This window comes from Nitrosovibrio sp. Nv4, from assembly GCF_900215485.1.
Classification (GTDB): Bacteria; Pseudomonadota; Gammaproteobacteria; order Burkholderiales; family Nitrosomonadaceae; genus Nitrosospira.
Genome location: NZ_OCMZ01000001.1, coordinates 493,016 through 511,946 on the forward strand (window position 1 = coordinate 493,016; position 18,931 = coordinate 511,946).

An 18,931-nucleotide genomic window follows, 5' to 3' on the forward strand; every position below is an offset into this window, starting at 1 on the left:
ATGCGGCAGCCTGATGAATAACAGCAACTCGGTTCGCGATATACGTATCGGGACTTATGATTAACTTCAGCCTGGTACTGAACTAAGTCTTAAAGCCATCGAGAGGCGATGCCCCTTGTGACTAAGGGCGATGCCCACTCCTCCCCGCCGCGTACGCGGCGGGCGAAGTCTAGCATAACGGAGAGACTCACAAAAATGCACAACCCAATCATTCCATGGGTCGGCGGTAAAACGCAGCCTTGCAAACAAGATCATGCCGCTTTTCCCTTCCCACGAATGCTATGTCGAACCGTTTGCGGGAGCGGCCGCGCTGTACTTCCGGAAGGAGCCGGCACAGGTCGAAATGCTCAACGACACCAATGGCGAGTTGGTGAATTTATACCGAGTGGTCAAGCATCATATGGAAGAGCTTGCCAAGCAATTCAAGTGGGCGTTAACCAACAGACAAATCTTCAAGTGGCTGCAGGCCACACCAGAGGAAAGGCTGACCGATATCAGCGCGCGGCCAAGTTCTATTACCTGCAAAAACTGGCATTCGGTGGTCGAGTGGAAGGCCAGACCTTTGGCACAGCTACTACCTCACCGCCCAAGCTTAACCTATTACGGCTTGAGGAGGATTTTAGCCAGGCCCACCTACGATTGGCCAGAACTTATATAGAGCATCTGGATTGGCGGGAATGCATCAACAAATACGACCGGCCGCACACTCTTTTTTACTGCGACCCGCCGTACTGGGGCACAGAAGGATATGGCGTCGGGTTCGGGCTGGAGCAATATGATGAGATGGCTAAGCTGGCCAAGACGATAAAGGGATACATGATCATCAGCGTCAACGATATCCCTGAGATGCGAGACGCCTTCGCTGGACTGACGATGGAGTCAGTCGATATCAACTACACGGTCGGCGGAGCGCAGAGGTGCGGGAAGCGCGCCGAGCTGATCATCAGAAATTGGTGAAATGTTTGCGAAGGCCCGAAACATGATCAGGATTCCAAAGCCGTTCAATCGCATCAGCCGCGCTCATTTTGAAACCCTGCCATTTGCCGCTGGCAATCAAAACAATGATGCAACGACCTGGATTATTCGGATCGTTAGCAACATAGAACTCATTGCCGAATTCATGCCCGTCCGGGAGCCATTTGTGGAGCAGCGTTAATGTTTTATCAATGGGAAACTGCTTTGGAATGCTTGTCTTCTTCATAGGTCTGATGAGTTGATGAGAGGCACACTTGCCACAGCCACGCAGCCAACCTGAGATTCTGCCAAATATGCGTGCCTGCAAGGCTAGTATGTTAACGCCGCAACGGATGTACAGCATGGATTCTAACGGGAAAGATACAGGAAGGCTCACGAATAGGCGGAAGAATTGCCGGTAAACCAGTATCAAATTACGTGCAAAATAGTCTCAAGCGAAACGCGCGTTTACAATTACAAAAATAAGAAAAAGAAAAAGGGATTACAGGCGTCTACCCATATTCCCTTATTATTGGTGGGTCGTGACAGGATCGAACTGTCGACCTACGGATTAAGAGTCCGCTGCTCTACCAGCTGAGCTAACGACCCGGATCGGATGAACCGGAATTTTTCAGTTGCGATCGAGAAGAAAACGCTTTGACCCTGCATTCCCTGCTCGACTTTGAGAGTGTTAATCGTACCACATTCGGGGAAAAATTCGAACGGAACGATGAGATCGTGGCGGGAAAGGTATGGTCGAACAGATAGTCAGGATCATTACTCCCAATGCCGCTGCCCGGTATTGAACAGAGTTACTACCACCCTCTCACATGCTGGTCGCCAGGATTAGTCTGACCGCATACAATCCTCCAACACGGCCCGCATCCGGTGCCAGTGGGAGCCCTCCCAAAAAACGCGTCGGCAGACATCGCAGGTACTGAAGTGATCGAAACGCTCGCGCACGGAAGGCGGCAAGCGCGCCAGCACTTCGGCTTTTTCAATTGCCCGTAAAGGTGCATTGCAATTGAGGCATAAGGTGAAAGGCCGTGCACTTCGTGCGAGGTCCAGCCGGTCGAATATTTCGCATAACTGTTGCGGCGGCTTCAACGTACGTACGTAGCATCCATGCGTGATCGAGCGGCGCTTGAGCAGTTCCCGGTCGCGGGTAAGAACAATGCGTCCGTCATTCACGACGATTGCCTCGATTTCGCTATCGTGATAGTGGTTATCGTAAAGGGTATCGAAACCCGCCATGCGAAGCAGATGCGCCAACCCGCCAAGATGGGCATCCGCGACAAAGTGCATCACGCGCAAAGGATGCTCGCGCACGCGCAGCAAGGGCGTGATGTCGACCATCTCGAATTTGGGAAAGACGGCAACGCGGTCGCCGTCTTTCAGCAATCGGTCGAATCCTACGGACTCGCCGTTGACCAGTATCAATTCTACTTCTGTGTGCGGTACACCCAGTGCCTCGATCATATGCTTGGTTGTTGCTGCCCGAGCGCAAGAACAGGCGAATTCGCGCCTGCGCCGTTCAGGCGCAAGGAAATCGTTGAGCTCCTCGTAGAAGCGGAATGTTGCGGTGACCATGGAGAAAGTATTGCACTTTTCAGCAGGAGATGCTCGGGGTAGCGGCAATCCGGAGGCGCGGAAATTAGAAATGGCGCTGAACTCTGAGGTAACAGAAAATTGGCGGGACGGTCGCCCCGCTCACTCTACGAAATCAATTTAAATTTCATCGGCACCATCGCCCATTTCTGGGTTGTTTTCTACAACGTCGATCAGCGTGCATGCACTGACGAGGCGCTTAATTCTCGCTACGCGGCGGCTCCATCTGGGCATCAGTGGAACGCGCCAGGAATTTCCGTCCCAATCCTTTTTTGTAGTCATCCCGATTAGACCGTCAACACGCTTTGAGAAAGTGCAAGGAACAAATAAACTAGCCAGAGTTGTAGCAGTTCTTTTTCTGCGCCAGCACAATCTCATAATCGCTGAGCCCCAATTGGTCGCAGACGAGGGTTAGGGAGGAAATTATGAACGAAGGGTTAATATGAATTGCAATTTACGAGCAGGCAACCCGGCAGATGCGGAGATAGGCGGGATGATCTGCTACGAGGCCTTCAAGACGATTTCCGGGCAACACAATTTTCCTCCGGATTTTCCCTCGCCGGAGATGGCGCGGGACCTCTTTTCATCGCTGCTGTCCCGTACGGACGTGTATTCCGTGATTGCCGAGAGTGAGGGGCGAATAGTCGGGAGTAATTTCCTTTGGGAAGATGCAGCCATTGCTGGTGTTGGTCCTCTGACCATCGCGCCTGAGGTCCAAAATAACGCCCTTGGCCGGCGCCTGATGGATAACGTATTGGAGCGTGCGCGACAGAAACGGTGCGCTGGCGTACGTCTGGTGCAGGCTGCATATCATAACCGCTCGCTCGCCCTCTATACTAAACTGGGATTCGACGTACGAGAGCCGCTCGTAAACTTGCAGGGGCCGGCGCTTCAGCTTGATATCCCCAGCTACCCGGTCCGCCTGGCGCATGGCAGCGATATGGAAGCCTGCAATTATCTCTGCCATAAAATCCATGGTCACAATCGAGGACAAGAGTTGAGCCATGCTATTGAACAGGGCACGGCGATGGTAGTTGAACATGCCGGCCGCATCACCGGCTACGCCACATTAATCGGGTTCATGGGGCATGCTGTGGGAGAAAGCAATGAGGATCTCAAGGCCCTCATCGGGGCTGCGGATGTATTTGCGGGACCCGGGTTTCTCCTCCCCTCCCGCAATGGTGAACTGTTCCGTTGGTGTTTGCAGCACGGGCTTCGCGTCGTCCAGCCTGCTACGTTGATGAGCCTCGGCCTCTACAATCAGCCCTCCGGTGCTTTTCTGCCTTCGATTCTCTTTTGAGGTATAGGGTATAGGGTATAGGAGATAAGGCTGGTCACGACGATGTGGAAAAGCAAAAGACAGTGCCTTGCGCAGCCATTCTATTATGGTCGGGGCCCGCGTTCGGCCACTGATGTCTCGACCGCATTTGCGGTCAGGTAGCTGACCGATAGTTCAGTATTTATAAAACGGGGGTGGTGACGCGGCGGTGACCTTCAGTTAGAGCCACAACGGATAGTCCTTTTGAAACATTTGCGTTTACAAAAGGAAGAATTCAGGAAGGACTTCATTTCTATTCGTGTCCCAAGGCGTTTCTACTCAATCCGACGCAAAAAAAATTAATACCAGCATTAATATTGTGTGAATTTTTTATTCCGACTGGAGTCAAAATTCTTGCGGACGTCTATTTCTGTTCGCAAGCGATGTTGAAGGTGGTGCTGACCCCACTGAGAGAAATACCATAGTGGTGTCAGCGAGTTCGTCATTTTCTTGAACGGTTAAATCCTTAAGGAGACAATCATGGAAATGGTAATTCTCGTCGTAGGTATAGGCGCCGTCGCTCTTTGGTTCTTTATGTCAAAGGACGGACGGAAAGAATAATACCGATCTTAAGCCCTGAGTAGATCTGCTGAGAGGTAATATCATCCGACTACAACACGCAGAAACTCAGAATTAATGGCTCAATGGGCCGATGCTCTTGTGCTTGTGGTGCATCGGCTTCTTTCTTCGGCGGGATAGCAGTTCAATGGGTTTGATCCAGCCGCGACTATTTCCCAAACTTTCCCTCTTGCCCGTCTGCAATTGACGACAGTTCCAGCGATGGAGGTGATTCGAGAAGAATGCTCGATCCAACCCCGTCAACAAATCCCGTCAAGAATTTGAAACACTGCTATTCATAGCACTGTTGTTTATACCAAAGAGCGCAAGAATACGAAGCATGGCGTTCGATGCCTTTTGTTTAACCTCCAAGACTCATGTCGGAAAGTATTACATATGACGGGTCGACCAGAATGCTGCAACTAAACGTACCGTATAATCAGCAATATAAAGAGGCGGCACGTATTTTGCTTTGAGTACCCAAGGCGGCAAGTGAAACAGAGCGATCTTAGGGGCAAAGCAATCAAGGGAGGAACCTGTTTGCTCCTTTACCTCCCGATGCCGCTAACCTGCCAGGGTTTGATGCTGGAACAGCAGCAAGAATTTGCAGGCGTGTTCCACTGACTGAAAGAGAAGCAGGACAGACAGAACTTATGAACCTTACTCGATTTCTGGTCACAAATTTTCGCTCTGTCGAGAATAGCGGGTGGGTGGACGTGGATAACGTCACCGCCCTGATCGGCGTGAATGAATCCGGCAAAACCAATCTTCTGATTCCGCTTTGGAAGCTGAACCCAGCGGTAGAGGGAGAAATTCAGCCCACCTCCGACTACCCGAAAAAAAATTTCGGCGCGGTACGCCACGCCCCGGGAGACTACTGCTTTATAACAGCGGAGTTCGAGACTGGAACACTTGCGGGAGAGCTTTCCGACAAGGCGGGAATTTCAGTGGAAGATGCCTCTCTTGTGTCTGTGAAACGGTACTTTAATGGGAAGTACGCGATTTCTTTCCCCCGGTCCGAAGGGAAGGCCGGCATCGAGGCCTCCGGGGTAAGCTCAGAGATAAGCTCAGAGATAAAAAAGCGGGTCGCTGCTACCGCTAGAAGCATTAACGATCTTGCACTGTCTGGGCAAGAAGAAGAGTTGAAACAAAGTGTTATCGCAAAATTGCATGAAATGGGCGATAACCTCGCGGAACCGAATCTTTCGGCGGCCAAAGCGTCCCTCTTGAAGAAAGAACTGCAATTCCTCATTCCCGAGCCCGATAGAAGAACTACGCCCGTTTACCGTCAGGTAGCGGAACTGCTGGATGAAGTCGAACGGATAACCTCCGAGATTACGAAGCCCTCGCCCGACGGCATCAGTAATGTACAGGATATGGTAATCGAGGCGCTGCCGAAATTCGTTTACTACTCTGAATTTGGGAACCTGGATTCTGAAATCTATCTTCCTCACGTTGTACAAAATCTTCAAAGAACCGATCTTGGCTCGAAAGAAGCGGCCAAGGCGCGAACCCTGCGCGTCCTGTTCAAGTTTGTACGGCTCGAGCCGAACGAAATTCTGGAACTTGGCCAGGACCTGAGAGATTCACACGACAACCATCATGAACCCACGCCAGAAGAAATCAGAGAAATTGCGCTGAAAAAAAGGGAGCGTTCGATATTGCTTCAATCCGCCGGCGCCAGCTTGACGGAAAAATTCAGAAACTGGTGGAAACAGGGAGATTACAAATTCCGCTTCGAAGCGGATGGAAGCCACTTCCGGATATGGGTGTCCGATGATCGTCGTCCAGAGGAGGTTGAGCTTGAGAGCAGGAGCACCGGCCTGCAATGGTTTTTGAGCTTTTATCTCGTATTCCTGGTGGAAAGCGAGGGTGAACATCAAAACGCGGTTTTACTGCTGGATGAGCCCGGATTATCACTGCATCCGCTGGCCCAAAGAAACCTGTCTGCCTTCTTTGATAATCTCGCAAATTTCAATAAAATTCTCTATACAACCCATTCGCCGTTTTTGATCGACGCGGAGCATCTGGGACGTGCGCGTAAGGTATATGTATCCGAAAACGGTACTACCAAGGCTACGCCGGACCTTCGGCATGTGGAAAAGGATCCTCGGCAAGCGGGCGCTGCATATGTTGTTCACTCTGCATTGAACCTGAATATCGGCGAGAGCCTGCTGCTGGGCTGCCAGCCAGTTATCGTCCAAGATCTGTCGGATCAATATTATCTCTCCACTATCAAAACGCTTCTTATCGGTGCAAACAAAATATCGCCAAAGCGTGAATTGGTTTTTCCTCCCTCAGGTGAAAGCAGAACGGCGGAAGTGATCGCAGGTATCCTTGCAGGACGGGACGAACCGTTGCCCAAAATACTTCTGGGTAGTAATGAGTCAGGAAAACGGATCAGCGAGGAATTGAAATCGGGCCTGTATAACGCTGCGGAAGAGAGGATTTTATCAACGGATACTTATGCCGGCTTTACCGGCTCCGAAGTAGAAGATTTGATACCTGTCTCGTTCTTTGCTCAAGTGATAGACCGCTGGGAAAGAAATACCGAGATACCATTTGCAGACGTGGTAGCCAGCGGTAAACCGCTTGTGAGCCAAGTAGAAGCTTGGGCGGAAACACAGGACGTAACGTTAAGCGACGGATGGAGAGTTGAAGTTGCGAAGCGGAGTAAGGAACAGGCCCTTAAAAGAGGCGCCAGCGCATTCGATCATGCCACCATCGGGCGATGGGCCAGGCTCTTCCAGGAGCTTATAGCAGTTAGAAACTAGACGTTTTCGTAAAGTGCTGCTATCAAACCCTAGGTAGTTCAAGGTAGTTCAAAACGCGACAGCTATGGTTGCTATCTACCGGTTCACATGAAATCCGCGAGAGTCCTGATCTGTTGTTTTGTTTCCGGCCGCCCCATACGGTCCAGGATTGGTGGGAGAGAGAATCTATCAGGCTTTGAGCAGTGGGCGAGCAAGCACCATCTATATGCTCCGTAATTCGCCCGCGATGAGGAACCCGCGGGTTTCAAAAGGCGAGCCGTTACCGCTTGGTCAAAATACCGGCAGGCGCGTGATAGAATCCAGTCTCCACCTCAAACGCAGCGTTATCATGAACGAAACCCCCCGAACCAAATTACTGGAAGACCTCCTCGCCCAGCGCATCCTGATGCTGGACGGTGCAATGGGCACCATGATCCAGAGCCACAAACTCAACGAGGCGGATTACCGCGGAACCCGTTTTGCCGATTTTCCGCATGATCTCAGGGGCAATAACGATCTTCTGACGCTGACCCAACCGCAGGTCATCCGGTCCATTCATGACGCCTATCTGGAGGCCGGCGCGGACATCATCGAGACAAATACCTTTAATTCGAACGCCGCTTCGATGTCCGACTATCACATGCAGGATCTGGTGTACGAACTCAATTTCGCCGGCGCTAAACTGGCGCGGGAAGCGGCTCAGGCAATGGAGGCAAAAACACCGGAAAAGTCTCGTTTCGTCGCGGGCGTGCTGGGGCCTACCACCAAAACAGCCTCTATCTCGCCAGACGTGAACGACCCTGGGTTTCGGGGCATTACCTTCGATCAGCTGGTGGCGGATTATTCCGAATCCATTCGCGGCTTGATCGACGGCGGCGCGGACATTCTGCTGGTGGAAACGATTTTTGATACCCTCAATTCCAAGGCTGCGCTGTTCGCAATAGATCAATATTTCGAGAAGCACGGCACGCGCCTTCCCATCATGATTTCGGCAACCATTACCGATGCTTCCGGACGCACGCTTTCCGGGCAGACGCCGGAAGCCTTCTGGAATTCTGTGAGTAACGCGCGTCCATTGTCGGTCGGCCTTAACTGCGCCTTGGGCGCGGAATTGATGCGCCCGTATATCGAGGAGCTTTCCCGGGTTGCGGGCGTGTATGTCAGCGCCCACCCCAACGCGGGGTTGCCCAATCCCCTGGCCGAGACCGGCTACGATGAATCGCCCGAGTATACCGCCAGCCTGATCAAGGATTTTGCACAATCTGGCTTTGTCAATATTGTCGGCGGCTGTTGCGGTACGACGCCTTCCCATATCAAGGCTATCGCTGATGCGATTGGCAATGTCCCGCCGAGAGCCGTGCCTGACATTCCAAAAAAATTGCGCCTGTCCGGCCTGGAGCCGCTCAGCATCGCTGACGACTCGTTATTCGTGAATGTGGGTGAGCGGACCAATGTGACCGGCTCGAAAGCTTTTGCGCGCTTGATACTGAATAACAATTATGCGGATGCGCTAAGTGTTGCCCGCAGTCAGGTCGAAAATGGCGCGCAGATTATCGACATCAACATGGACGAGGCGATGCTCGATTCGCAGAAGGCGATGGTAACCTTCCTGAACCTCGTCGCCGCCGAACCGGATATCAGCCGCGTACCGATCATGATCGATTCGAGCAAGTGGTCGGTGATCGAAGCGGGGCTGAAATGCGTGCAGGGCAAATCTGTCATCAACTCCATCAGCCTGAAAGAAGGCGAAGCGGAGTTCATCGAACACGCGAAACTGGCACGCCGCTATGGTGCGGCGGTAATCGTCATGGCGTTCGATGAAACAGGTCAGGCCGACACGCTGGAACGAAAAGTGGAGATTTGCAAGCGCTGCTACCACATTCTTGTCGATCAGCTAGGTTTTCCACCTGAAGACATCATTTTTGATCCGAATGTCTTCGCGATCGCAACCGGCATCGAGGAACATAATAATTACGGTGTGGATTTCATCGAGGCAACCCGCCTCATCAAGCAAGCCCTGCCATATGCCAAGATAAGCGGCGGCGTATCCAATGTGTCGTTTTCTTTTCGCGGCAATGAGCCGGTGCGGGAAGCTATTCATACCGCCTTCCTCTACCATGCCGTCAAGGCGGGCATGACGATGGGCATCGTCAACGCCGGTCAATTGGGCGTTTATTCGGATATTCCCAAGGAGTTGCTGGAGCGGGTGGAGGATGTGCTGCTCAATCGCATTCCCCAAGGTGGCGGAGAGGCCAATGCCACCGAACGACTGGTGGAATTTGCCGAGAGCTTCAAGGGACAAAGCAAGGAGAATATTGAAGACCTTGCCTGGCGTGACGAGCCGCTGCAGCAACGTCTGACACATGCGCTGGTAAGAGGTATCACGACTTATATAGTAGAAGACACCGAGGAGGCACGGCTACAAGTAGCTAAAGAGGGCGGGCGTCCGATCCAGGTGATCGAAGGGCCGCTAATGAACGGCATGGGCGTGGTGGGTGACCTGTTTGGCTCGGGCAAGATGTTTTTGCCCCAGGTGGTCAAGTCGGCCCGGGTGATGAAACAGGCGGTGGCGCACCTGCTGCCGTTTATCGAGGCGGAAAAGAAGTTACTGGGCGATTCCAGACCCAAGGGCAAGATTGTCATTGCCACCGTCAAGGGCGATGTGCATGACATCGGCAAAAATATCGTCACGGTGGTGCTTCAGTGCAATAATTACGAAGTGGTAAATATGGGTGTGATGGTGCCCAGTGCGAAGATCCTGGAGATGGCGCGACAGGAGCAGGCCGATATGATTGGTTTGTCGGGCTTGATTACGCCTTCCCTGGAGGAAATGGCGTATGTGGCAAAGGAAATGGAGCGGGAAGGCTTTACCATCCCGTTATTGATCGGAGGCGCCACTACTTCGCGAGTGCACACCGCCGTGAAAGTAGCGCCTCATTACAGCGGCATTACCGTTTGGGTCCCGGATGCGAGCCGTGCTGTGGGCGTGTGCAGTAATTTGCTGTCGGAGGAGTTGCGTACGGAGTACGTACAGAAACTCCAGGCTGAGTATGAGAAAGTCCGCGCACAGCATAAAAACAAGAGAGGACCGGCACCGATGCTATCCATTGCAGACGCCCGAAAAAATGCATTTAAAGCGGATTGGGAGAACTACACTCCGCCCGAGCCGGATTTTGTCGGCGTGAGATCCTTGCGAAACTACCCCTTGGAAAAGCTGGTGCCATTCATAGACTGGACGCCGTTCTTTCAGGCATGGGAGTTGTCAGGGCGGTTTCCGGCTATTCTGGAAGACGAGGTGGTGGGCGAGGCGGCCAGCAGTCTCTACCGGGACGCCCAGGCCATGCTGAAAAAAATTGTCGAGCAGAAATGGCTTACCGCCAATGCGGTGTTCGGCCTTTTTCCGGCCAACACGGTAAACAGCGATGACATAGAAATCTATACGGATAAAGCTCGCATGAGGGTGGCGATGGCGTTCCACAACCTCCGGCAACAGACCACTAAGCCGGCTGGCCGGCCGAATCTGTGCCTCGCGGATTTTATCGCCCCCAAGGAAACCGGTATCCGGGATGCCATCGGAGCATTTGCAGTGACTGCGGGAATGGGCATAGACGCGCGAATAAAAGCTTTCGAGGAGGTGCATGACGACTATAGTGCAATTATCCTGAAAGCATTGGCTGACCGGTTGGCGGAAGCTTTCGCCGAACATATGCACTGGCGGGTTCGGCGCGAATTCTGGGGTTTTGTCAAAGATGAAAACCTGAGCAGTGAGCAAATGGTGGCCGAAGAGTATCGCGGCATCCGCCCGGCGCCAGGCTACCCGGCCTGCCCTGATCATACCGAGAAGGGACCTCTGTTTGAATTGCTGAAAGCACCGGAAAATGCAGGAATCATCATAACGGAATCATATGCCATGGTGCCTACCGCGGCGGTATCGGGTTTTTATTTTTCTCATCCCGATGCGGACTATTTCGCTGTGGGGAAGGTAGGAAAGGATCAGGTGGAAGATTACGCCAAACGAAAGGGCTGGACACTGGAGGAGACGGAAAAATGGCTGGCGCCGGTTCTGGCGTACGAACGGTAGCGGTAGCTTGTGGATGGCGGAGCTGATTGCTGGTTGAGTGAGCCGCCAGCTATTAGGCAAGGTCTGTCGTGTACGTGGTAAAGCAAAACGATTAACCAGTCAGCCTCTTAGCCTCTCTGGCGGCTGATTTTCGCTACTTCAGGAATACGCCTCAAGCGGCGCATCACTTGTGCGAGATGATGGCGGTTGCGGACGTGCAACATGAAATTCATGGTTGTGTACACGCCATCTCCTTCCATCGCGACGTTATCGATATTGGACCCCGCCTCGGCGATTGCCGCCGCTACTCTCGCCAACACGCCACGCTCATTGGCAACCATCAGCCTGATGCTGACCTCGAACTGCCTGTCGATACTTTTACCCCAGGCCACATCCAGCCAATTGTCAGAGTTACCCTTGTTTTTTGAAACTGCCGGACAGTCATGGATATGAATCACCAGTCCCTGATCTTTCTTGATGAAGCCGATAACGGGATCTCCTGGAATGGGGCGGCAACATTTCGCAAACTGCACTGCCATGCCTTCCGTGCCAAGTATGGTAATGACATCGTTAATCCCGTTCGGGCCTGAGTCGGATTCCCCCGGCGTCGCCAGCCGCCTCGCGATTACGGCTGGCAGGTGTTTGCCTAACCCCATGTCCGCCAGCAAATCCTTTTTCGATTTAGCTCCACTTTCGCGCGCCAGTTTATCCCACTGTGCCTCGCTAATCGTCTGAGGATCAACCTTGACCGACATTAAAGCCTGATTCAACAGCCGCTCTCCCAGTTTTGCCGATTCTTCGTATTGCATGGTCTTGAGAAAATGGCGGATGTGCGAGCGTGCCTTGCCGGTAACCACATAATTAAGCCATGCCGGGTTGGGTTTTGCATGCGACGCGGTTACGATTTCCACACGGTCGCCACTTCTGAGAACCGTGCGCAGCGGTGCATTTTCACCGTTTATTTTCGCAGCCACGCAGCAGTCGCCGATATCCGTATGTACAGCGTAGGCAAAATCCACGGCGGTGGATTCTTTGGGTAGCGCTAATATCTTGCCCTGGGGCGTAAATACGTAGACTTCCCCGGGGAACAGATCAACTTTGAGATGTTCCAGAAATTCCAGCGAATCAGTGGAATCGCTGAGCGTCTCCAGCAGGCTCTGCAACCACTGATGGGTTTTCATATGCAGGTCGTTGAGATCGGCATCGGTACTCTTGTAGAGCCAGTGTGAGGCGACGCCGGCCTCTGCAATCCGATGCATTTCGGGGGTGCGGATTTGCACTTCGATGGGCGTACCATAGGGTCCCCACAAGGTGCTGTGCAATGACTGATAGCCGTTCGCTTTGGGAATGGCGATATAGTCCTTGAATTTTCCGGGGATGGGGTTATAAAGACTGTGCAACGCGCCCAGCGCGATATAACACGACGGCACGTCTTTGACGATGACACGAAAACCGTAAATATCGAGAATCTCGGAGAACGTGAGGTGCTTCTCCACCATTTTTTTGTAGATACTGTAGAGCTGTTTTTCTCGCCCGGTCACCTCCGCATCCAATCCTGCCGCCTTCAGGCGCTGCTTGATCGTATCCAGGATTTTTGTCACCATCTCCCGGCGGTTTCCGCGCGCCGCTCTGGTGGCGTTGTTCAGTACCCTGTAGCGCGTCGGAAACAGATAGCGGAAGCTGAGATCCTGCAACTCATGGTAGATATTGTTGAGTCCCAGCCGGTTGGCGATAGGCGCATAGATTTCCATGGTTTCGCGCGCGATACGACGCCGTTTCTCGGGTCGCATCGCTTCGAGCGTACGCATGTTGTGCAACCGGTCGGCCAATTTGATAAGTATGACGCGCACGTCCCGCGCCATTGCCAGCAGCATCTTGCGGAAATTCTCCGCCTGCGCATCGGCATGTGTCTGGAACTCGATCTTGTCGAGCTTGGAAACACCATCCACAAGTTCCGCAACCGACTTGCCAAATCTATCGCTGATCTCGGCTTTGGAGACATGTGTGTCCTCCATCACGTCGTGCAATAACGCGGCGGCCAATGTCTGGCTGTCCAGACGCAATTTGCCGAGTATGCTGGCTACCGCCAGCGGATGAGAAATGTAAGGTTCACCGGATTTTCGGAATTGCCCGGAATGGGCGCTCTGGCTAAAAAGATAGGCGTTCTGAAGCTCGGAAACATCCTCGCGCTTAAGGTAGCTGGATAGTTCGTGAAATAGGAAATTCGCCTCGGGCAAGGTAGCAGAAGAACTCGGCAAACCTCGTGCTTGCATCGTGATTTCCTTCATCTCTCTATTTTATCAATATCAGTTTTTCAAGACGGCTGCCGACACCCCTTCTACTATCCAATGTAACCCGATTTTTTGGCTAACGGGTGGTTGACTACACATGTTCAACAATTTTTTTAAAAAAACATCAGCCGCTTATGAGATTAAAGCGGTACGGTGGTGAGAATTTCCAGCCCCACCTTTCCTTGAGCGAGTTCGCGTAATGCTATGACTGTGGGCTTGTCTCGCGCGGACTCCACCATGGGACTGCCCCCGATTGAAAGCTGCCTTGCTCGAATGGTGGCGACCAGAGTCATATCGAAGCGGTTGGGAATTCTTTTCAAACAATCGTCAACAGTAATGCGTGCCATGTTTTTGTTCCACCTAAGCTATAAGAATTATCAGTATAGAATGCCCGATCCGATAAAGGCAACTCTACATAAAAGATGCGCGGCACACCGTCAGGGAGTGCCAGATGTTCGCGAATTATTGCTATTTAGGAAACCGGCGTCTTGCCGAGTTGTGTTATGAGGCTATGATGGCGGGCGAGTTGTTTCGTCACTCTCAAGCGTTCGGCGTGTACGATGCATTTCAAATCCTGCAATGCCTTGTCCAGCTTGTCATTGATGATAACATAGTCATATTCGCCCATATGGCTGATTTCGTCGCGCGCCGCGGCCAGACGCCGTCCGATCGCTTCAAGGGTGTCCTGAGCCCGGTTTCTCAAGCGCATTTCCAACACTTCGCGCGATGGCGGAAGGACAAAAATCCCGACTGCCGCAGGAAACACACGGCGCACCTGACCGGCGCCCTGGCTGTCAATTTCCAGCAATATGTCACGCCCCGATACTATGGTTTCATTAATCCATTTTTTGGAAGTTCCATAGAAATTTCCGTAAACCTCGGCGCTTTCCAGAAATTCATCCTGCTTCAATCTCTGCTCAAAAACTTCCCGGCTCACAAAATGGTAATCACGTCCGTCGATTTCCTCGGGACGCGCCGGTCGCGAAGTATATGAAACCGACAAGCTCAGATCAATACCCGTTTGAAGCAGTGCCTTGACCAGGCTGGTTTTTCCGGCGCCTGACGGCGCGCTGATAATGAATAGATTGCCTGGCGTTATTGTCATGTTTGAATTCGCCCCGCAGTGCTGTTTCAGCTTCCTCCTTTTCCCCGCTTCGCCTCTTGAGGACACGTCTTATGGAGTGTAACAGCTTCCACCCCTCCAACCAACCCAGCTAATGAGAGCGAACCCAGCGTGAGATATCCTGGGCTGTCATCGCACCGGCCTGTCTGGCCGCCTCGCGCCCACCCCTGAAAAGAACCAGGGTAGGAATGCTGCGGATGTGATATTGCGCACCCAGTGCCTGCTCCGTATCGGTGTTCACCTTGGCAAGACGGGTCCGAGGTTCCAGCATAGCAGCCGCCTGTACAAAGGCTGGAGCCATTGTCTTGCATGGTCCGCACCACGGCGCCCAGAAATCCACCAGTAGAGGGATATCGTTGCGTTCAAGGTGTCGTGCAAAGATCGTGCCCGCCAGCTCCACTGGTTGGCTGGTGAATAATGCCCGGTGACATTGTCCGCAGTTGGGCTGCTGGTCGAGCCTTGAAGTCGGTACGCGATTGATGGCCTGGCAGTGAGGGCACACAAGGTGCAAGGAGTCGCTATTCAAGATTTTGTACCTGCTCCCGCATCTGCTCGATCAATACCTTGATTTCTATGGAAATTTTCGATACTTCCGCGTCCACCGATTTTGCGCCTATGGTGTTGGCCTCGCGGTTAAGCTCCTGCATCAGGAAATCCAGGCGTTTGCCGATTGCGCCGCCTTTTTGCAAAACCCTTTCCACTTCATCAAAATGAGTCTGCAGACGGGATAGCTCTTCATCCACATCGACCTTGCTGGCAAACAAGGTCAGCTCCTGCCGGATGCGCTCATCGTCGCAATTTATCATGGCTTCGCCTAGGCGGGCTTTGAGCTTTTCCTGGAACGCCACAAGCAATGCGGGAATACGTGGACTCACTTCAGCCGCGAGGCGGCGCATATTGCCGAGGCGGTCCAGCAGGATGACTTTGAGTTTTTGACCTTCGCGGGCGCGTGCCGCCGCCAACTCATTCAGGGCTCCGCGCAGCAAGTCCATACATGGCCCGAATAAATTCTCGGGATGCAGGGAATCGGAGCCCAACATCCCCGGCCAGCGAAGAATATCAGCTACTTCCAGACCTCGGGCATCGGGTAGCACCGCTCTGACGGTACGATCCAGTTCCAGCAATTTTTGCAACATATCGGCATTGATATGCTGCAGATCTTCCATACCTGCAACCCGGGAAAAATTCACGCGGCAATCAATTTTTCCCCGCTTGAGCCTGGAAGCCAGAAACTCACGCATTGTCGCCTCCAGCAAACGGAATTCGTCAGGCAGGCGGAACTGGATATCAAGGTAACGGCTGTTAACAGAGCGTAACTCCAGATTCAATGACCCTTTCGGCAATTCCTTGGCAACAACGGCATAGCCGGTCATGCTGTAGATCGTAGCTAACTCATCCACTGACAGGTACCTAATACGTTAAAATATGAGCGTCGCAAATTATCGCATATCATCGTCGCGGACGTGTTACACAACGAATTCGCGGCCTTGCCATGCAATCGTTGCCTGTGGAGAAGCAACAGCGGCAAATATCGAACCTCCGCAGCGCTGATGCTCCGCTACGAACTCTGCCCACATAGGATCATTTGAAGACTTCACTACTCATGCGCCCCAGTAAACGTACTCCGGATCAACTCCGTTCGGTTCAAATCACGCGACACTACACGAAGCACGCGGAAGGGGCGGTGCTGATCGAATGTGGCGACACCCGTATATTGTGCACGGCCAGTCTGGACGAGAAAGTGCCTCCGTTTCTACGGGGCAAAGGGCAAGGCTGGCTTACTGCTGAATATGGCATGCTGCCCCGCTCCACTAACGAGCGCATGCAGCGCGAAGCGGCCAAGGGCAAACAGTCGGGGCGAACCATGGAAATCCAGCGCCTGATCGGGCGCGCATTGCGTTCTGTAATGGATTTGACAAAACTGGGCGAGCGTACCATCCAGATCGACTGCGACGTAATTCAGGCGGATGGCGGAACCCGTACTGCCAGCATTACCGGCGCGTTTGTTGCAGTGCATGATGCGATAGAGAAACTGCTGCGTCAGCAAATGATAGAAACTACACCGATACTCGCTCATGTCGCCGCAGTCTCCGTCGGCATATACGAGGGGGTGCCGGTGCTTGATCTGGATTATCTGGAAGACTCCCGTTGCGATACGGATATGAACGTCGTTATGACTGGCGACTTTGGCCTGGTGGAAATGCAGGGAACCGCAGAAGGAGTTCCGTTCAGCCGGCAGGACCTGAATGCCATGGTGGACCTGGCACAGCAGGGAATACGAGACCTGATTCAGATTCAGAAAACGGCGTTAGCCAGATAAGAGCGCGATATGCAAAAGCAAAAACTTGTCATTGCCAGCAATAATTCCGGCAAGCTGCGGGAAATAGGTCATCTTTTGGAACCGCTGGGCATCGAGGTACTGCCGCAATCAGCATTCAATGTTCCCGAAGCTGACGAGCCCTATCAGACTTTTGTTGAAAACGCGCTTGCCAAAGCGCGACACGCCAGCGCACACACCAACCTGCCATCCCTTGCGGATGATTCCGGCATTTGTGTGGACGCCTTGAAGGGTAAACCGGGCATATTATCCGCCCGTTATGGGGGCGAACCGAGGTCGGATGAGCGAAATAATCAGAAGCTGATCGATGTGTTGAAAAACCAGGCCGACCGCAGAGCGCACTATTACTGCGTTATCGTGCTGCTGCACCACGCGCAGGATCCTCAACCGATTATTGTCGACGGTACCTGGTACGGTGAGATCGCGCTAACTCCGCGCGGTAAGGGCGGATTTGGTTATGATCCTTATTTTTTTCTTCCGGATCTCGACAAAACAGCAGCGGAACTTCCAATGGAGCAAAAAAATCGAATCAGCCATCGGGGAAAAGCACTGGCACAACTGGTTGAACGAATCAGGGAAGAATGGGTTTGAGCAATCCCACACGTGGGGTGATGAGCGAAAATAGAAGATCGGTTTTGGTCGTCATTGAAACGGTAATGCCAACTGTTTGTTGTTGTCTTTCGAACTGATTATGACAACAATCATTTCTCCCGCATCGATATTAGGATCGCAGGCTCCAAGGCTGACATCGCTGCCGCCGCTCGGTCTCTACGTTCATATCCCATGGTGCATGAAAAAATGCCCCTACTGCGACTTCAACTCGCATGAAGTTCGCGATCAAAGCGGTGGCATGCCGGAGGCTGAATATGTGGCGGCGCTTATTCGCGATCTTGAAGCGGCGCTGCCGCAGATATGGGGACGCAAAGTGATCAGCGTGTTTTTTGGCGGCGGCACCCCCAGCCTGTTCGGCGCCCAATCCATAGACACCATTCTCGCCGCTGTCAGGGCCTTGCTGCCGTTGGAACTTTTTGCCGAGGTCACGATGGAGGCGAACCCGGGAACATTCGAGGCAAAAAAATTCGCCGATTTCCGTGCTGCAGGAATCAATCGCCTATCCATCGGTATCCAGAGCTTTAATCCCAAGCACCTTAAATCGCTGGGCCGAATACATGACGACAACGATGCCCGCCGTGCAATCGAGATCGCCCGGAAAAATTTCGACAATGTGAATCTCGATCTGATGTATGGTCTGCCGGGTCAAACGCTGGACGAGGCTCGCAACGATATCGAAACCGCAGTCGCCTGCGATGTTGCGCATATTTCTGCCTATCACTTGACGCTGGAGCCCAACACATTATTTTATCGCTATCCGCCCGCGCTGCCTGATGATGATCTCACGGCGGAAATGCAGATAATGATCGAGCAGGCGCTTGCGCAAGCAAGTTACACGAACTATGAAACTTCCGCATTCGCCCGGCCGGGGCGGGAATCGCGCCATAACATGAATTATTGGTTATTCGGCGACTATCTCGGGATCGGCGCCGGGGCGCATAGCAAAATAAGCTTTTTAGACAAGATACTGCGCCAGATGCGTTATAAGCAACCTGGAGAGTATCTCGAAAAAGCTGCATTGAGCACGCCGGATTCCGGCCCGCCTGTCATGGAACAGCATGAAGTCGGGCGGAAAGATCGGGGATTTGAATTCATGATGAATGCGCTGCGCCTGACGGAAGGATTTACTACGGAAATGTTCGTAGAGCGTACCGGCCTGCCCATCAACAGCATCCAGCGCCAGCTTGAAGAGGCAGAGCAACGACAGCTGATCACGCGGGACTATCAACGCATCGCGCCCACCCTCACGGGCCGGCGGTTTTTGAATGATTTGTTGCAAATTTTTCTTCCGGAGAAAAGCAAGGCATAGCGGCTGT

Annotated in this window: 14 protein-coding genes, 1 tRNA gene and 1 pseudogene; 8 read left to right on the plus strand and 8 right to left on the minus strand. The window is 52.8% G+C overall.

Translation table 11 applies throughout. The features are described 5' to 3' along the window. Nucleotides 1-253 precede the first annotated feature (253 nt). Nucleotides 254-382, plus strand: a pseudogene (locus CRO05_RS15775) (DNA adenine methylase); the annotation flags it as partial. A gap of 44 nt (nt 383-426) precedes the next feature. Further along, complete coding sequence (locus tag CRO05_RS02135; protein ID WP_235001350.1) at nt 427-957, plus strand: DNA adenine methylase; 531 nt, start codon at nt 427-429, stop codon at nt 955-957. Here CRO05_RS02135 and CRO05_RS02140 read toward each other — a convergent pair. The 3 genes from CRO05_RS02140 to CRO05_RS02150 form a co-directional block, all read right to left on the minus strand. Then, nucleotides 944-1,201, minus strand: coding sequence for a hypothetical protein (locus CRO05_RS02140; protein WP_097065627.1), 258 nt, complete (start codon nt 1,199-1,201; stop codon nt 944-946). The genes CRO05_RS02135 and CRO05_RS02140 overlap by 14 nt on opposite strands. 286 nt (nt 1,202-1,487) lie before the next feature. After that, nucleotides 1,488-1,563, minus strand: a tRNA-Lys gene (locus CRO05_RS02145). Between the two features lie 237 nt (nt 1,564-1,800). Continuing rightward, nucleotides 1,801-2,544: a Mut7-C RNAse domain-containing protein gene (locus CRO05_RS02150; protein ID WP_097065628.1), complete on the minus strand. Its 744-nt coding sequence runs from the start codon at nt 2,542-2,544 to the stop codon at nt 1,801-1,803. 460 nt (nt 2,545-3,004) lie between these two features. Here CRO05_RS02150 and CRO05_RS02155 point away from each other — a divergent pair, with 460 nt between their 5' ends. The 3 genes from CRO05_RS02155 (at nt 3,005) to metH (ending at nt 11,272) form a co-directional block, all read left to right on the plus strand. Further along, complete coding sequence (locus CRO05_RS02155) at nt 3,005-3,862, plus strand: GNAT family N-acetyltransferase (RefSeq protein ID WP_097065629.1); 858 nt, start codon at nt 3,005-3,007, stop codon at nt 3,860-3,862. A gap of 1,229 nt (nt 3,863-5,091) precedes the next feature. Continuing rightward, nucleotides 5,092-7,212, plus strand: a complete 2,121-nt coding sequence (locus CRO05_RS02160; protein WP_097065630.1) for an AAA family ATPase — start codon at nt 5,092-5,094, stop codon at nt 7,210-7,212. Nucleotides 7,213-7,540: 328 nt separating this feature from the next. Beyond that, complete coding sequence (gene metH / locus CRO05_RS02165) at nt 7,541-11,272, plus strand: methionine synthase (protein ID WP_097066606.1); 3,732 nt, start codon at nt 7,541-7,543, stop codon at nt 11,270-11,272. A gap of 107 nt (nt 11,273-11,379) precedes the next feature. On the opposite strand, the gene CRO05_RS02170 is transcribed toward metH, so the two are convergent. The 5 genes from CRO05_RS02170 to CRO05_RS02190 form a co-directional block, all read right to left on the minus strand. After that, nucleotides 11,380-13,524: a bifunctional (p)ppGpp synthetase/guanosine-3',5'-bis(diphosphate) 3'-pyrophosphohydrolase gene (locus CRO05_RS02170; RefSeq protein WP_097066607.1), complete on the minus strand. Its 2,145-nt coding sequence runs from the start codon at nt 13,522-13,524 to the stop codon at nt 11,380-11,382. A gap of 158 nt (nt 13,525-13,682) precedes the next feature. After that, nucleotides 13,683-13,889 carry a DNA-directed RNA polymerase subunit omega gene (gene rpoZ, locus CRO05_RS02175; RefSeq protein WP_090883005.1) on the minus strand — a complete coding sequence of 69 codons (207 nt, stop codon included), beginning with the start codon at nt 13,887-13,889 and terminating at the stop codon, nt 13,683-13,685. A gap of 125 nt (nt 13,890-14,014) precedes the next feature. Further along, nucleotides 14,015-14,647 carry a guanylate kinase gene (gmk, locus tag CRO05_RS02180; RefSeq protein WP_097065631.1) on the minus strand — a complete coding sequence of 211 codons (633 nt, stop codon included), beginning with the start codon at nt 14,645-14,647 and terminating at the stop codon, nt 14,015-14,017. A gap of 109 nt (nt 14,648-14,756) precedes the next feature. After that, the gene (trxC, locus tag CRO05_RS02185; protein WP_097065632.1) at nt 14,757-15,191 is read right to left on the minus strand and encodes a thioredoxin TrxC; all 435 of its coding nucleotides are present in this window, start codon (nt 15,189-15,191) and stop codon (nt 14,757-14,759) included. Then, the gene (locus CRO05_RS02190; protein WP_097065633.1) at nt 15,184-16,038 is read right to left on the minus strand and encodes a YicC/YloC family endoribonuclease; all 855 of its coding nucleotides are present in this window, start codon (nt 16,036-16,038) and stop codon (nt 15,184-15,186) included. The genes trxC and CRO05_RS02190 overlap by 8 nt, the downstream gene beginning before the upstream one ends. A gap of 230 nt (nt 16,039-16,268) precedes the next feature. Between CRO05_RS02190 and rph the strand changes: the two genes are divergently transcribed. From rph to hemW, 3 genes are all read left to right on the plus strand, one after another. Then, the gene (gene rph / locus CRO05_RS02195; protein ID WP_097065634.1) at nt 16,269-16,985 is read left to right on the plus strand and encodes a ribonuclease PH; all 717 of its coding nucleotides are present in this window, start codon (nt 16,269-16,271) and stop codon (nt 16,983-16,985) included. Between the two features lie 9 nt (nt 16,986-16,994). After that, the gene (rdgB, locus tag CRO05_RS02200) at nt 16,995-17,594 is read left to right on the plus strand and encodes an RdgB/HAM1 family non-canonical purine NTP pyrophosphatase (protein ID WP_097065635.1); all 600 of its coding nucleotides are present in this window, start codon (nt 16,995-16,997) and stop codon (nt 17,592-17,594) included. 100 nt (nt 17,595-17,694) lie between these two features. Continuing rightward, complete coding sequence (gene hemW, locus CRO05_RS02205) at nt 17,695-18,924, plus strand: radical SAM family heme chaperone HemW (protein ID WP_097066608.1); 1,230 nt, start codon at nt 17,695-17,697, stop codon at nt 18,922-18,924. The last annotated feature ends 7 nt before the right edge of the window (nt 18,925-18,931 follow it).

Coding starts and splice junctions, on each gene's coding strand:
- CRO05_RS02140 (WP_097065627.1), bottom strand. CDS start 1,201: ATGAAGAAGACAAGCATTCCAAAGCAGTTTCCCATTGATAAAACATTA.
- CRO05_RS02150 (WP_097065628.1), bottom strand. CDS start 2,544: ATGGTCACCGCAACATTCCGCTTCTACGAGGAGCTCAACGATTTCCTT.
- CRO05_RS02155 (WP_097065629.1), top strand. CDS start 3,005: ATGAATTGCAATTTACGAGCAGGCAACCCGGCAGATGCGGAGATAGGC.
- CRO05_RS02160 (WP_097065630.1), top strand. CDS start 5,092: ATGAACCTTACTCGATTTCTGGTCACAAATTTTCGCTCTGTCGAGAAT.
- metH (WP_097066606.1), top strand. CDS start 7,541: ATGAACGAAACCCCCCGAACCAAATTACTGGAAGACCTCCTCGCCCAG.
- CRO05_RS02170 (WP_097066607.1), bottom strand. CDS start 13,524: ATGCAAGCACGAGGTTTGCCGAGTTCTTCTGCTACCTTGCCCGAGGCG.
- rpoZ (WP_090883005.1), bottom strand. CDS start 13,889: ATGGCACGCATTACTGTTGACGATTGTTTGAAAAGAATTCCCAACCGC.
- gmk (WP_097065631.1), bottom strand. CDS start 14,647: ATGACAATAACGCCAGGCAATCTATTCATTATCAGCGCGCCGTCAGGC.
- CRO05_RS02190 (WP_097065633.1), bottom strand. CDS start 16,038: ATGACCGGCTATGCCGTTGTTGCCAAGGAATTGCCGAAAGGGTCATTG.
- rph (WP_097065634.1), top strand. CDS start 16,269: ATGCGCCCCAGTAAACGTACTCCGGATCAACTCCGTTCGGTTCAAATC.
- rdgB (WP_097065635.1), top strand. CDS start 16,995: ATGCAAAAGCAAAAACTTGTCATTGCCAGCAATAATTCCGGCAAGCTG.
- hemW (WP_097066608.1), top strand. CDS start 17,695: ATGACAACAATCATTTCTCCCGCATCGATATTAGGATCGCAGGCTCCA.